Below are 13,530 nucleotides of genomic sequence, written 5' to 3' on the forward strand. Positions count from 1 at the left end.
GGGCTACACCAAGCCGATATCCCGCCCCCGCACCCCCGGAAACACCTGCGCCAGCCGCACCTCATCCAGCCCGTACAACCTGCGGAAGACCCCGCCCAGCACCGCCCGGTACTCATTGCGCACCGGCCAGTCGCGGTTCTGGTTGAGCGTGGCCTGTTCTACCGCCACCTGCTCACCGGCGATGCGGCCCCCGCGCACCGCACCGCCCGCGGCCCAGTAAACCGTGCCGTGGCCGTGGTCGGTGCCGCGCGTGCCGTTCTCGCGGAAGGTGCGGCCGAACTCGGACAGCACCACCACGGTGGTCTTGTCCCATACAGGACCCATCTCGGCAGCGAAAGCAGACAGGCCGCGGCCGAGGTTGTCGAGCAGGCCGGCCAGTTGCCCCTGCGCGCCGCCCTGGTTGACGTGGGTGTCCCAGCCGCCCACGTCGATAAAGCCCAGGTTGAAGCGCTCACGCATCAAGCCCGCCATGCGCCGGGCCTCGACCTCGAAACCACGCGCGCTGAGCGAGCGGCGGTTGGCGGCCTGCATTTCCTGCATGCGCGCGGCCATGGTGCCGGCGTCACTGCCTGACCTGCCGGGCTGCGGCTGCGCCTGGCGCGCCACCGTTTCGCGCAGCTCGAAGCCTTCATCGATCAGCGATTCGAAACGCGTGCCACGGTACATCTGCGCCAGCAGCTTCGCCTGGCGCGCATCGAACGGGGTGCGGCCGCTGCCCTTGAGCGAGACATTGGGCACGTCGCGCGGACCGGACAGCACCATCGGCAAGCCGTCGGTGAAGGCCACGGGCGCGGCCTGCCCGCCCATGGCCTGCGCCAGGCGGTTCAGGAAGCCGCTGCCGCGCAGCGAGGCCACGGACTTGCGGTCCTCGCCTTCGCCGGGCAAACCGGCCTCGATCCCGTCCTGGGTCTCGAAGTGGCTGCGCGACAGGTCGTGCGTGCCGGCGAACGGCACGAAGGCCAACTGGCCGCGCTGCCACAACGGCAGCATGGTCGCGGCCAATGCCGGGTGCAGCGCCCAGTCGCCGATGCCGCGCGCGGCGCTGTCGGCGGCAAAAGCCGGCGCCAGCGCCACTGCCGCGTTGGGGTCAGCGTCCGTACCGGCCGCGGGCGGGCGGCGGATGGCGATATTGGGCCGCGCGGCATAGTAGAAGTCGCTGCCCGCCGGCACCAGCACGCTGGCGGCGTCATAGCCGCCGCGCAGGAACACCAGCAGGAAGCGCGCATCGGCCTGCGCCGGCAGCGCATAGACACGCGAGGCGATGGCGGGCAGCGCCAGCCCCAGCGTGGCGCCGCCCATTGTTTTCAGCCATTGTCGGCGTTGCATGGTCTGCTCCCTGTCAGCGCTGCATCCACTCGGGTGAACCGAGCAGCACGGTATTCCATTCGGCCTGCGATTCCGCCTGCGCCAGCGCGGCGCGCGTGGCGGGGCCAAGGGTGGCTTCGATGGTGTCGAAGTACAGCTTGTTGCCGATCATCGGGAAGCGCGCGCCGCTCGGCCTCGCGCCATCGCCGGCAAACAATCCCGCCGGCCCCGAGCCGATCGCGCGCGCGATCTCGAAGCGCCGCACCATCTGGCCCGAGCTGGCCCACGCGCTTTCCGACGACGGGTAGCCGTCCGGCGCCACGTGGCCGTAGAGCGGCTCGCCGAGCTGGTTCAGCCAGTTCATCACGGGGCGCAGGTTGGTTACGGGACGGCCTTCATAGGCGAGCCGCATCGACGACACCACATAGACCATCGGATCCTTGAACTTGCGCGTGGGCGCCGCCAGTTGCCGGTCCAGTTCCGGCGCGAGGAACAAGGTGCGCAGCACTGCGGCGATATCGCCATCGGTGCGCGTGAAGGTCTGCGCCATGCGCTCGACCAGCGCCGGCGGCGGGTTGTCGGCGATGAAATAGGCGGCCAGCTTGGCGCTGATAAAGCGCGCGGTGGCCGGCTCGCGCGCCAGGATCGACACTGCGCGCGCCACCTCGTCGAAACCGGCCGGCTCGATGCGCTGGCCCAGCAGCGTCTTCGCACCGAAGTCATGGCGCGCGGGGTTGAATTCGAACAAGCCCTCGCTGCGGTACAGCCCCGCGCGCGCCGGCGGCAGCCGCGGCGGCGGCGTGCCGCGCAGGTTGACGCCCACGCCGGTCAGCACGCGCGCCAGCTCCTGCACGTCCTGCTGGGTGTAGCGGGAGCCGCTGGGGCCGCCCGATACGCCCATGGTATGCAGCTCCATCAGCTCGCGCGCGTAGTTCTCGTTGATGCGGTTGGCGCTGCTCTGGGCGTTGTCGAGGTAGACCAGCATGGCCGGCCCGGTCACGCTGGCCATCAGCAGGTCGCGGAAGCGGCCCAGCGCGTGCGGGCGGATGGCGCGCTCTTCGTAGTCGGCCAGCAGCAGCCGGACCTGGCCCTTGCCCGAGTAGACGTTGAAATGGTTCATCCAGAACCACGTCATCTGCTCGCGCAGCTGCGCCGGAGAATACAGCGCGCGCAGCAGGTGGCGCCGCGCGGCATCGGCCACGATCTCGCGGCCCTGCGCGTTCAGCGCCTGGCGGGCCTGCTGCTTGCGGTCGTCGTCGGGCAACGCGTCGATGCGCTGGCGCGCGTCGCGTGCGGCCTGGATCTGCGCGGCGGCATCGGCCTGCAGGTTGGGCAAGGCTGCGATGGCAGCCGCCAGTTCGGGCGGATCGGCCAGCGGCAGCGTCAGTTGCCGGTCGAGGAAGCCCTTGCGGCCCAGCCGGCGCAGGTGGCCAAGGGTGGCCTGGTCAGCGCCGTAGGTGACGGTGTTGAGCCAGCGCAGGTCGGTGGCGGCGGTGCTGCCGCCAGCCTCGGCCGGCACCTGTGCGCAGGCGGCCAGGCACGCTGCCAGTGCCAGTGCCGCGGCGGCCCGCCAGGCGGCGAGCCGGCCCGGGCCGGATTGTCTCGAATGCTGCGCCGGATTCATGCCTTGCTCCTCGCCCTGTTCGATCAACATCACTATGTTACGTGGCAAGCGCACATTGGTTGACCCGGAGGCGCCACCGGAGTGTTACCAATGCTTTCAGCATGCCGATTGCCGGATTTGCCAAGACAGCGGCGCGCTGCCTGGCTAGCCTTGCGCTCTGTCCCTCCGATCCCGCCCCCGGCGGAAACGCCTGCTTGCATGTCGCGCCCCCTGTCCGCTGCCGCCTGGCTGCCCACCGTTGCCTTTGTCCTGATCTGGTCCACCGGCTTTATCGTCGGCAAGGCCATCGTGCCGCTGGCCGATACCAGCCTGTTCCTGCTGGGCCGCTTTGCCGTGGCGGCGCTGATGTTCGTGGCCTGGTCGCTGGCCGCGCGCGCGGCCTGGCCGCCGCTGCGCGAGGCGCCGCGCCACCTGCTGGCCGGCGCGCTGATGCAGGGCATCTACCTGTGCGCCGGCTACGGCGCCGTGGCCAGGGGCCTGCCGCCGGCGATCATGGCCCTGCTGGGCGCGCTGCAGCCGCTGCTGACCGCGCTGGTTGCCATTCCCCTGCTGAAGGAGCTACCTTCCAGGCGGACGTGGCAGGGCCTGGCGCTGGGTGCGCTCGGCGTCGCGCTGGTGGTCGCCCCGGCGATGCCGGCCGGCATGCACCCGGCCGCGCCGGCGCTGTCGCCCTGGATCGTGCTGCTGGGCGTGCTGGCCATTGTCTCCATCACCATGGGAACCCTCTTGCAGAAATCCGTCATCGCCGCCTGTGACCTGCGCGCCAGTTCCGCCTGGCAGAACCTGGGCGCCATGCTGGTAGCCGCCGCGATGGTGGCGATCCAGGCCGCCGACGCGCCGCTGCACTGGCATGGCGGCGTGGCGCTGTGGGCCGGGCTGGCATGGGCGGCGATCGGCCTGTCGGGCGCCGGCACCTGGCTGCTGGTCAGCCTGGTGCGGCGCGGCCAGGCCGCCAATGCCGCGGCGCTGATGTTCCTGGCGCCGCCGCTGGCCGCGCTGCAGGCCTGGCTGCTGTTCGGCGAACGGCTGGATGCGGTGCAGGCGCTGGGCATGGCGGTGGCCGGCGCGGGCGTCTGGCTGTGCCAGACCCGTGGCAGGTTGCGGCATGCCGAAGCCCGCTGAACCCCACGCCTCGCCGCTGGTCGAGCACCGGCGCTACCGCCCGCAGCCGGACGGCCACCAGCACGGCTACCACCAATTGCTGTTCGGCCTGGCCGGCGCCACCGAGCTGGAGATCGACGGCCACGTCTATCGCGTGGACGACCGCAGCGGCCTGATCGTGCCGGCCGGCAGCCATCATGAATTCCTGGGCTTGGACGGCAACCTGCAGCTAGTGGCGGACTTCCCGGCGCGCTCGGTGGCGCTGCCCGCGCGGCTGATGGCGCGCCCGCGCACGTTCCCGCTGGACGGCGCCTTCGGCAGCCGCGTGCGCGCGCTGTCGGCGTGGCGCGCCGCCGCGGCAGCGCGCGGGCCGCAGACCGACTGGCAACTGGCGGCCACGCTGGCCGCGGCGCTGGCGGACTGCCTCGGCATGCCCGGCGACGAGCAGGTATTCCCGCTGATGGCCGTGGATGCCTACCTGCGCGCCAACCTGGCCGCGCCCCTGCGCGCGGCGGAAGTCGCCGGGCATTTCGGCTGGAGCGTGCGGCGCTTCCAGACCCTGTTTGCCGAGGCCTTCGGCGATACCCCGCACCGCTACCAGACCCGGCTGCGGCTGGACCGCGCGCTGCAGCTGCTGACGCAATCCGCGCTGCCGCTGGCCGAGGTCGCGCTGGCGTCAGGCTACCCGGACCAGACCACCTTCACGCGCAGCTTCACGCGGCGTTTCGGGCAGCCGCCCGGGGCGTGGCGCGCGGCCGCACGCGTCCATCCCGACTGACGCCCGTTCGTTGCGCGCGGGCCGGCTTCGCGCCGACGCGGCTGATGCCGCCGGCGCACAGTAAGTATGGGGCAGAGATGCGACGCAGAGCATCATGGCCGACGGAGCTGCGCGGGTCTGCGCGGAGTCGGAAATGCTAATGAGCAGGACATTCGCTACCGCATGGGCACAACAGTTTCAATACGCCCGAGAAGCTTGCGCTCGTGCAAGCCTGGCGTGAAGCGGGGCCGTTGTTCACTCACCGTGAAAAGGCCGCACTCGCATGGGCCGAGTCGGTCACCCTGGTGGCGGACACACACGTGCCCGAGACGGAATTCCAAGTCGCGGCCGCGGCGTTCAATGAGAAAGAGCTCGCTGACCTCACGATGGCTATCAGCCTGATGAACGCCTATAACCGGCTCGCCATCAGCTTCCGGCGCGCCCCCGAATCCGCACTGGCCGCGAAAGACTGGTGCTTGTCGTCCCTCGGATGAGGGGTCAAGGCAGTTGAGAAGCGCGCCTTAAGGCGCGTTTCCCTTTTTGAGGCACGACATCACCACTCCGCTGCGGTTCGCAGCCTACTCATTCCATTTTGAGCCCTACCGTCCTGGTCATGGCCTGGTAGGTCGGCCACGTGCGCGCGATGAAGCGCTGCAGGGCTTCGCCGGTCAATGGCGTGTCCTGGCTGCCAAGCTGCTCCCGCACATTCCTGACCGCCTCCGATTCCGTGACCGACTGCCGCACCAGCGTGGCCAGGCTGTTGACGATGCCGGCTGGCAGCCCCGCGGGGCCCAGCAGCATATTGCATTCGGCCAGGTTGGCAAAGACCGGGTCGGATATGCCCTCGTCCGCCCACGTCGGTATCCCGGGCAATTTCGCGCTCCGCAACCCGGAGATCAGCAGCAACGGCTTCAATCCGCCGGAAGCCAGCCCGCCGGACATCCCGAGCAGCGAGCCGGCGCCGATATCGATATGGCCAGCCAGCAGGTCGCCGATCATGGCACCGGTGCCCTTGTAGTTGATGATGTCGAACTGCGCTCCGGTCAGCTTCTTCAGCTGGGCCACCATCAGCTGCCAGCCCGAGCCGATGCCGTAGTTGCCGACGCTGACCGGCCGCTTGTGCGCGAGGGCGAGCAATTCCTTGAAGGTGTTGGCCGGCAGCCCCTTGGTCGCCACCATCACGCCGACGCCGGTACTGATCGACGCCACCGGCGTGAGGTCGCGCGACGGATCGATGGGCGGCTTTTTCAGCAACACTGGCGCCTGCGCCAGCTGGCTGTGCAAGGTGCACAGCAGCGTGCTCCCGTCTGGCTTGGCGCGCGCCACCGCCTCGGCGGCAATCATGCCGATGCCGCCGGGCTTGTTTTCCACCACCACCGGCACCTTCAGCCTGGTGGAGAAAAACTCCGCGAATGCACGCGCGGTGCTGTCGTTGGAAGAGCCCGGCGCCTGCGCCGCGATGATCCGGATCGGGCGCGAGGGCCAGTCGCTGGCAAGCGCATGGCGTGGCAGCAGCCAGGGCAATGCAGCAGCTCCCGCCGCTGCGCCGAGCACCCGACGCCGGCGAAGGTCGATGGTATCCACGGGCAAGTCGTTGCCCGGACGAAAAGAAGAACGCATGGGTATTCTCCGGAATGCTTCAAGCCTGCGCCCGCGATGGCTCGCGGACACCCGGGTGGCCGGCGCGGCATGCCGCTACATGCCGCTACATGCCGATCTGGTCGGCCCGCTGTACCAGGTTCCTGACGATGCGGACCGAGGCGATGTCGATCATCTTGCCCTCGTACTGGACGGCGCCCAGTCCTTGCGACAGGGCTTCGTCATAGGCACGGATCATGTCGCGGGCACGCGCCACATCGGCGGCGGTCGGCGAGAAGACGTCCTGCGCGAGTTCGACTTGCGACGGATGGATGGCCCACTTGCCGACCATGCCTAGAATCATGGCGCGGCGCGCTTCCTCGCGGAACGCGTCGGGGCTGCGGAAGTCGGCGAACGGGCCATCGACGGCGTCGAGCCGGTGCGCGCGCGCGGCAATCGTCAGGCGCTGGCGCTGGTAGTGCCAGATGTCGCCCGGATAGCCGCCGCTGCCGCCAATGTCGCGCATGGATACGCCCTGGCTGGCCGAGTAGTCGCCCATGCCGAAGATCAGGCATTCCAGCCGCGGCGTCGACGCGGCAATGGCCTCGACGTTCATCATTGCCTCCACCTCTTCGATCAGCACGTCGATGCCGATGCGGTGGCGCAGGCCAAGCTTCTTCTCCATCATCGACAACAGCTTGTCGACAAACTGCACATCCGCCGCCGACATGGCCTTCGGCAGCATGATGACATCGAGATTGCGGCCGGCACCCTCCACCACTTCGATGATGTCCTCGTACGCGTACTCGGTGGTCAGGTCGTTGATGCGCACGCAGCGCGTGGTGCGTCCCCAGTCCAGCCCGTTGAGGGCGTCGACGATCTTGCGCCGTGCCGGGCGCTTTTCGCTGGGTGCCACCGCGTCTTCCAGGTCAAGGAAGATGAAGTCCACGCCCATGCCCGCGGCCTTGGCCATCATCTTCTCGCTCGAGCCCGGCACGGACAGCTGGCAGCGGCGCAGCCGCTTGGCTTTTTCCTGCATGATGTTGTCTCCTGCTTGTTGTACTAGTGTTGTCTGTAGTCGTCACGGCGTGGCGCCACCGCCTACTGCACCACGCCGTCCGCGCGCAGCGCGGCGATCTCGCCGGCATCGAAGCCGAGGTCGGCCAGGGTGCGGTCGGTGTGCTCGCCGGTCATGGGGGCCCGATGCCGTACGCCTCCGGGCGTGGCGCTCATGCGCACCGGACTGCCGGCGATGGTCAGTCCGCGCGCTGCGCCTGGCTGCTCGGCTTCGACCAGCATCCCGCGGATGCGGAAATGCGGATCGTCGAAGATGTCTGCGGCATCGAATACCGGGCCGAACGGCACCTCGCCGCCCAGCATCTCGGCAAGCGCGCGCTTGGTGTGGCGCACCGTCCAGGCGGCGACCGCCTGCTCCACCTCGGCCCGGTGCCGCACGCGCGATTCGTTGGTGGCAAAGCGCGCATCGCCGGCCCATGGCGGATTGCCCATCCGCTCCACCAGCAGCCGCCAGAAGCGGTCGTTCGGCACCCCAAGGCTGATAAAGCCGTCACTGGCCGGAAAAAGCCCGAACGGGCAGAGCAGCGGATGCCCGTTGCCCTCGGGTCCCGGCGCCTGCGCCGAGGCGCTGTACTGGAACACCATGCGTTCGCACACCGCCAGCACGGCATCGACCATGGCCACATCCACGAACTGGCCACGGCCGGTGCGCTGGGCGTGCCAGCACGCCGCTGCGATGCCGTAGGCCAGGAACATGGCCGGCACGATGTCGCCAACGCCCGGGCCGATCTTGGTCGGCGCGCCGCCGCGCTGCGGGCCGGTGATCCCCATGATGCCGCCCATTGCCTGCGCGACGGGATCGTAGGCGGGCCAGCCCGCGTAGGCGCTCTCGCCGCTGCGCGGGTCGCCGAAGCCGCGCAGCGCCGCGTACACCAGCCTGGGGTTCTCCTCGGCGAGCCGTTCATAGCCCAGCCCGAAGCGCTCCATCACGCCGGCGCGGTAGTTCTCGACCAGCACGTCGGCGCTGCGCACGAGCCGCAACAGGGTCTCGCGCCCGGCGGACTGCTTCAGGTCCAGCACCAGCGATTCCTTGTTGCGGTTGATCGAGCCGAAGTAGCCGCCAAACCCGCCGGACTCCATCCGCAACGCGCCCTCGAGGTGCGGGCCGTTGCGTCGGGTCTGGTCGCCCCCGGGCGGCTCGATCTTGATCACGCGCGCGCCCTGGTCGGCGAGCATCATCGAGCAATAGGGGCCCGCCAGCATCTGGGTCAGGTCGAGTACCACCATGCCGTCGAGCGCGCCCTTGGGGCGGCCATCTGCATGGCCATCCATGCTCCCCTCTGCGCTCATCGCCCGCCCCAGTGGCTCTCGCGCTTGATCAGCGCGGTGCGCTCCGCTTGCACGCACAGCTTGTCGTCCTGGTTCACGCCGTAGTGCCGGAAGCGGACGATGCCGGCATCCTCGCGGTCGCCGTCCTCCTTGCCCAGCACCTCGGTGAAGGCGTAGAGCGTATCGCCGTGGAAGACCGGATGCGACAGGCGGATCTTGTCCAGCGTCAGTTCGCGCAGGCATTGCTCGGCAGTGTCCTGCGCCGCAAGCCCGAGCACCATCGACAGGTTGATCCCGCCAAAGACCACGCGCTGCGCGAAGATGCCGCCGGCGGCACGCCGCATGGCGTCTTCGTTGAAGTGCCCTTCGGCCGTATTCATGACCATGTTGGTCAGCATGACGTTGTCCATCTCGGTCACGGTCTTGCCGCGCGCATGGCGGATCAGCATGCCCGCTTCGAAGTGCTCGAAGTATCCGTCGGGGCTGGTGAGTGCGCAGAGCTTCATGCCGCCTCCTTCGACTGTCGGACCTGCCCGCCGAACGCGCGGCTGGCGATCATGCCCTCGACCTCGGACTTGCCAAGCAGGCTGTTGGCGATGATGCGTTGCTGGATCTCGGAAGTGCCTTCGAAAATCTTGGTGAGGCGCGCGTCGCGCCAGTAGCGCTCCACCGGGAACAGCCTGGTATAGCCCGCGCCGCCGAAGATCTGCAGCGCCGACGAGGTCACGCGCTCGGCCATCTCCGAGGCGAAGTACTTCACCATCGACGCCTCCTTGTCGCAGCGGCGCCCGCTGTCGATCTCGTTGCAGACGAAGTAGAGCAATTGACGCGCGGCCTCGATCTCGGTGGCCATGGTCGCGATCTTGAAGCGGATCGCCTGGTATTCGGCGATCGGCATGCCGAACTGGCGCCGCTCCAGTGAATAGGCGATCGCGTCTTCCAGCGCGCCCTGCGCCAGGCCGATCGCCCGTGCGGCGGTATGCGCGCGGGCGCCCTCCAGGCCCTTGGCCATCAGCAGGAAGGCCTTGCCTTCCGGACCCATCAGGTTGCGCTTCGGCACGCGCACGCCGTCGAGCGCCAGCTCGAAGGTCTTCCAGCCGAAATACCCGATCTTGGGGATCGGCGAGCCGGTCATGCCAGCGGGGAAGCCGCCCCGCTGCTTCTCGATCATGAAGCACGAAATGCCTTCCCAGCGCTTGTCGGGCGATGGCGGCGCCGAGGTGCGCGCGAACAGGATCAGGTAGTCGGCGCCGTCGGCAAAGGTGCACCAGTACTTGTTGCCGGTCAGCACCCACTCATCGCCATCCAGCACGGCGCGGCACGAGATCGACGCCAGGTCGGAACCGGTATCCGGCTCGGACAGCGCGCTGGCATTGAGGAAGTCGCCACGAACCACGCGCGGCAAGTATTCGCGCCGCATGTCCTCGGGCATCGATTTCATGATCCAGCCGCCCTGCGCACGGGCCACGATCGAGGCCACCGACATCCAGCCGCGCGACAGCTGCTCGCAGATCAGGCAATACTCGAAAATGCCAAGGCCCAGGCCGCCGTACTCCTCCGGGATCGTGATGCCGAAGTAGCCCATCTCGGCCATCTTGTCGCGCAGCGACATCGGGATCTCCGCATCCGGGCCGTCCAGCGCGTTGGCAACCGGCAGCACCTCTTTCATCGTGAAATCGCGCGCCGCATCGCGGATCATGCAACGCGCTTCCGTCATGTAACCCAGACCGTCTCCTGACATGCTTATCCCCTCATCCTGACCAGATTGGTACGCTTGAACTCGATCACTACATCGCCCTGCTGATTGGTGCCATGCGTGTGCCACGTGACGATGCCGTAGCCGGGGCGGTTGCTGGCCGGCCTGCGCGACACCACGACGGAGCTGGCATAGAGCGTCTCGCCGGGGTAGACCGGCCGCAGATAGGCCAGCTCGTCGACCCCGAGAAAGGGGCCGCCGCCCTCGGACAGGTCTTCCACCGACAGGCCGAACACGGTGTTGAACACCAGCAGCGGATTGACCGGCACGCCCGCGTGGCCGTTGGCCTGCGCCACCGCCTCGTTGGTGTATTGCGGGTTGTAGTGCAGCGTCAGCACCGAGAACATGGTGTTGTCCGACGCGGTGACGGTACGGCCCCAGTGATGGTCGAAGCGCCGGCCCGGCTCGAAATCCTCGTAGCGGTTGCCGCGGGCGCGCAGCCGGGCTTCTGCTTTCAGGCGGGCGACGACCGGATCGGCGGGGATCTCGGGAGCGCGCTCGATGGCGGGATGGGTGGATGTCATTGAATTGCCTCAAACAAAGGTTCGACGGAAGGAAGCTGGTCCAGCGTGTCGACCACCGACACCAGCTTCGCGAACTTGGCCGCGCCGATGCGCGGCACGACGATGGCCTGCGCCTTGTCGACCAGGCGCCGCCACTGCATGGCAAGGTCCGCGGCCGGCACCGCGACATTGGCCTGCGCGCGCAGCGTGCGGCCGTCGCGCGTCAGGATCTCGACCGTGGCGGCGTTGCGGTCCGGGCCGGGCACCACCTGCAGGGCGGTCCGCTGCCGCGCCCTGACATAGCGTGGGGCGAGCGCGGTCTCGGGCGAATACAGGGCGAGCGACGCAGTGGGCGCACCGTCCATCGCCAGCGCCGCAAGATGCTGGATCGCGAACTTGATCTCCAGGCCGGTCTGCGGGTTGGCGATATCGCACACGCCACGATGCGCACCCGACACGAAGATGGTCATCGACTCGAGCGCATCGAGGTCGATACGGTGCTCACGGCAAGCCTGGCGCACGGCTTCAATGGTGGAGTGCGTGAGGTAGCAGGACGCATGGAACTTGAACAGGGTGCGTTCGATCGCCATGCCTGCGCGGCGCTCGAAGGTGGCCGGGAACGCCGGCGCAGCGGGCGCCTGGGTGCGGCCAAAGCCCTGCTCGCACTCGATGCCGCTGGCGTTGGCAGTGAACCCGCGCGCCGCCAGGCGGGCCGCCATCACGCCATTCATGGCGGCCTTGCCTGCATGCAGCGGCTTGGCCATGGTGCCGAACATGCATTTGAGCCCGGCTGCCTGCGTCGCGGCGAGCCCGAGCGCGTGGGCCGTGCCCTCCGGGTCGAGTCCACCCAGCCGCGCACAGGCAGCGGCGGCGCCCAGCGTGCCGGTGGTGCCGGTCGGGTGCAGCCCGAGGCGATACTGCTCGGCGCCAACCACTTCTCCGACCCGGCTTTCGACTTCATGCCCCAGTATCAGCGCGCGCAGCAGGTCCTTGCCGCTGGCGCCGGCGGCCTGCGCCACCGCCAGTGCGGCAGGTGCCACGGGCACGGTCGGATGGCCGTGCATCGCCGAGGCGACGTCGTCAAAGTCGAGAGCGTGGCCGGCAGCGCCATTGATCAGCGCGGCCTGCGCCGGATCGGCGCGCAACGGGCTGCCCACCAGCGCGCACGGCAAATCGCGCGAGCCGGCATATTCGGCGACGAGCATTTCGACCAGCGGCTCGCGGGCGGCGGCGAGGGTAACGGCGATCCAGTCGAGCATGGCGTGCCGTGCCCAGGCGAAAGCCGGCGCGCCGAGCTCGGCATCGTCGACCATGCTGATCCAGCCGGCCAGCGCCCGGGTGAAGCCGGTGCTGTCCGCTGTCTTGTCGATGGTATGGTCAGGTTCCACTCGGAAGCATCGCCGCGTTGGCCGGCGCCGTGTTGTTGTCGATGGAGCGAGTATTGGCGAACGCCGACGGGCCCGGCATCACATATGTGATGGATGCCGACGCCGGGGCATCGATCACATATGTGATGGAAGCCGGTGCGTGCGGGATCGAAACTCTTGTCCGCGGCCATTCGCGGCGCACGGCGCCGCGCCATGGCCACACTGCCCTCAACGCTTCACGTCCACGTCGCCACCGGCGACGCTATATCTCATGACCATGAACAAGACCGCGCCCCGCCGCTCCGTGCTGTATGTGCCCGCGACCAATACCCGCGCCATCGAGAAGGCCCGCAACCTGCCCTGCGACGTCATCGTGTTCGACCTGGAGGACGCCGTGGCGCCGGCCATGAAAGGCCAGGCCAGGGACAACCTTGCCAGCGCCTTTGCCACGCAGCCCTTTGCGGCGCATGAGACTGTGATCCGGGTCAATGCGCTGGGAACCGCCGAATTCGATGCCGACCTGCGCGCTGCCGCCGCCTGCGGGGCCGATGCGATCCTGCTGCCGAAAGTCGACACCGGTGCAGACCTGGAACGCTTTGCCGAGGCGATCGGCGCCATTGCCAATGGCCCTGCCCCCAAGCTGTGGGCCATGATCGAAAAGGCGTCCGCGATCCATCACCTCGATGGCATCCTGCAAGCCGGCCAGCGCCGGCAGGTGCAGCTCGACTGCCTGGTCGTGGGCACCAACGATCTCGCCAAGGAGACCGGCGTGTATCCGGGCGACAACCGTGCGTATCTGCTTCCCTGGCTGATGTCGGTGGTGCTGGCCGCCAGGCGCTATGGCATGGACGTGCTCGACGGTGTATGGAATGACTTCGGCGATCGCGCCGGCTTCGACAATGAAGTGCTGCAGTCGTGCAGGATGGGCTTTGACGGCAAGACGCTGATCCATCCGTCGCAGGTGGATCCGGCCAACGCGGCGTTCACGCCGTCGGATGCCGCCATCGCCGAGGCGCAGGCGATCGTCGCGGCCTTCGCGCGGCCCGAGCATGCCGCGGCGGGTGTGATCAATCTGGCGGGGCGCATGGTCGAGCGCCTGCACCTGGCGCAGGCCAGGCGCCTGCTGGCGCGGCTCGATGCCGTCCGGGCGCGCAGGGAACGGCCCGGCCGCTGATTTCGCGCCGCCGCGGCGG

The 13,530-nt window shown here is 68.8% G+C and carries 12 protein-coding genes and 1 pseudogene; 4 read left to right on the top strand and 9 right to left on the bottom strand.

The annotated features are described in order from the left end of the window. Window positions 1-3: 3 nt before the first annotated feature. Window positions 4-1,326 (bottom strand): DUF1501 domain-containing protein, encoded by a 1,323-nt coding sequence (locus AC3WON_RS14975; RefSeq protein ID WP_492352124.1) that lies wholly within the window; start codon window positions 1,324-1,326, stop codon window positions 4-6. 13 nt (window positions 1,327-1,339) lie between these two features. Further along, window positions 1,340-2,929 (bottom strand): DUF1800 domain-containing protein, encoded by a 1,590-nt coding sequence (locus tag AC3WON_RS14980; protein ID WP_492317432.1) that lies wholly within the window; start codon window positions 2,927-2,929, stop codon window positions 1,340-1,342. 198 nt (window positions 2,930-3,127) lie between these two features. On the opposite strand from AC3WON_RS14980, the gene AC3WON_RS14985 reads away from it, so the two are divergent. From AC3WON_RS14985 to AC3WON_RS14995, 3 genes and pseudogenes are all read left to right on the top strand, one after another. Beyond that, window positions 3,128-4,051, top strand: a complete 924-nt coding sequence (locus tag AC3WON_RS14985) for a DMT family transporter (RefSeq protein ID WP_492317210.1) — start codon at window positions 3,128-3,130, stop codon at window positions 4,049-4,051. Then, window positions 4,035-4,808 carry a helix-turn-helix domain-containing protein gene (locus AC3WON_RS14990; RefSeq protein ID WP_492317209.1) on the top strand — a complete coding sequence of 258 codons (774 nt, stop codon included), beginning with the start codon at window positions 4,035-4,037 and terminating at the stop codon, window positions 4,806-4,808. Before AC3WON_RS14985 ends, AC3WON_RS14990 begins: the two co-directional genes overlap by 17 nt. Before the next feature lie 182 nt (window positions 4,809-4,990). After that, window positions 4,991-5,281: pseudogene (locus AC3WON_RS14995) on the top strand (carboxymuconolactone decarboxylase family protein); the annotation flags it as partial. Window positions 5,282-5,369: 88 nt separating this feature from the next. Here the strand turns inward: AC3WON_RS14995 and AC3WON_RS15000 are convergent. The 7 genes from AC3WON_RS15000 to AC3WON_RS15030 all read right to left on the bottom strand — a co-directional run bounded on the left by AC3WON_RS15000 (window position 5,370) and on the right by AC3WON_RS15030 (window position 12,358). Next, a complete protein-coding gene (locus AC3WON_RS15000) occupies window positions 5,370-6,407 on the bottom strand; it encodes a Bug family tripartite tricarboxylate transporter substrate binding protein (protein WP_492352125.1) in 1,038 nt (345 codons plus the stop codon). Between the two features lie 85 nt (window positions 6,408-6,492). After that, on the bottom strand, window positions 6,493-7,404 hold the full coding sequence (locus AC3WON_RS15005; RefSeq protein ID WP_492352126.1) for an HpcH/HpaI aldolase/citrate lyase family protein: 912 nt from the start codon (window positions 7,402-7,404) through the stop codon (window positions 6,493-6,495). Window positions 7,405-7,466: 62 nt separating this feature from the next. Further along, on the bottom strand, window positions 7,467-8,714 hold the full coding sequence (locus tag AC3WON_RS15010; protein WP_492352127.1) for a CaiB/BaiF CoA transferase family protein: 1,248 nt from the start codon (window positions 8,712-8,714) through the stop codon (window positions 7,467-7,469). A 14-nt stretch (window positions 8,715-8,728) separates the two neighbouring features. After that, on the bottom strand, window positions 8,729-9,217 hold the full coding sequence (locus tag AC3WON_RS15015) for a MaoC family dehydratase (RefSeq protein WP_492352128.1): 489 nt from the start codon (window positions 9,215-9,217) through the stop codon (window positions 8,729-8,731). After that, window positions 9,214-10,428: an acyl-CoA dehydrogenase family protein gene (locus tag AC3WON_RS15020; RefSeq protein ID WP_492352129.1), complete on the bottom strand. Its 1,215-nt coding sequence runs from the start codon at window positions 10,426-10,428 to the stop codon at window positions 9,214-9,216. The genes AC3WON_RS15015 and AC3WON_RS15020 overlap by 4 nt, the downstream gene beginning before the upstream one ends. A gap of 26 nt (window positions 10,429-10,454) precedes the next feature. Further along, window positions 10,455-10,991 carry a MaoC family dehydratase gene (locus tag AC3WON_RS15025; protein ID WP_492352130.1) on the bottom strand — a complete coding sequence of 179 codons (537 nt, stop codon included), beginning with the start codon at window positions 10,989-10,991 and terminating at the stop codon, window positions 10,455-10,457. Beyond that, window positions 10,988-12,358, bottom strand: a complete 1,371-nt coding sequence (locus AC3WON_RS15030; protein ID WP_492352131.1) for an MmgE/PrpD family protein — start codon at window positions 12,356-12,358, stop codon at window positions 10,988-10,990. The genes AC3WON_RS15025 and AC3WON_RS15030 overlap by 4 nt, the downstream gene beginning before the upstream one ends. A gap of 250 nt (window positions 12,359-12,608) precedes the next feature. Between AC3WON_RS15030 and AC3WON_RS15035 the strand changes: the two genes are divergently transcribed. After that, the gene (locus AC3WON_RS15035) at window positions 12,609-13,511 is read left to right on the top strand and encodes an HpcH/HpaI aldolase/citrate lyase family protein (protein ID WP_492352132.1); all 903 of its coding nucleotides are present in this window, start codon (window positions 12,609-12,611) and stop codon (window positions 13,509-13,511) included. Window positions 13,512-13,530 lie beyond the last annotated feature (19 nt).

The organism is Cupriavidus sp. FW305-46 (genome assembly GCF_058787075.1).

Excerpts from the sequence above, each read along its gene's own strand:
- AC3WON_RS14975 (WP_492352124.1), bottom strand. The coding sequence starts at position 1,326 with ATGCAACGCCGACAATGGCTGAAAACAATGGGCGGCGCCACGCTGGGG.
- AC3WON_RS14980 (WP_492317432.1), bottom strand. The coding sequence starts at position 2,929 with ATGAATCCGGCGCAGCATTCGAGACAATCCGGCCCGGGCCGGCTCGCC.
- AC3WON_RS14985 (WP_492317210.1), top strand. The coding sequence starts at position 3,128 with ATGTCGCGCCCCCTGTCCGCTGCCGCCTGGCTGCCCACCGTTGCCTTT.
- AC3WON_RS14990 (WP_492317209.1), top strand. The coding sequence starts at position 4,035 with ATGCCGAAGCCCGCTGAACCCCACGCCTCGCCGCTGGTCGAGCACCGG.
- AC3WON_RS15000 (WP_492352125.1), bottom strand. The coding sequence starts at position 6,407 with ATGCGTTCTTCTTTTCGTCCGGGCAACGACTTGCCCGTGGATACCATC.
- AC3WON_RS15005 (WP_492352126.1), bottom strand. The coding sequence starts at position 7,404 with ATGCAGGAAAAAGCCAAGCGGCTGCGCCGCTGCCAGCTGTCCGTGCCG.
- AC3WON_RS15010 (WP_492352127.1), bottom strand. The coding sequence starts at position 8,714 with ATGGATGGCCATGCAGATGGCCGCCCCAAGGGCGCGCTCGACGGCATG.
- AC3WON_RS15015 (WP_492352128.1), bottom strand. The coding sequence starts at position 9,217 with ATGAAGCTCTGCGCACTCACCAGCCCCGACGGATACTTCGAGCACTTC.
- AC3WON_RS15020 (WP_492352129.1), bottom strand. The coding sequence starts at position 10,428 with ATGACGGAAGCGCGTTGCATGATCCGCGATGCGGCGCGCGATTTCACG.
- AC3WON_RS15025 (WP_492352130.1), bottom strand. The coding sequence starts at position 10,991 with ATGACATCCACCCATCCCGCCATCGAGCGCGCTCCCGAGATCCCCGCC.
- AC3WON_RS15035 (WP_492352132.1), top strand. The coding sequence starts at position 12,609 with ATGACCATGAACAAGACCGCGCCCCGCCGCTCCGTGCTGTATGTGCCC.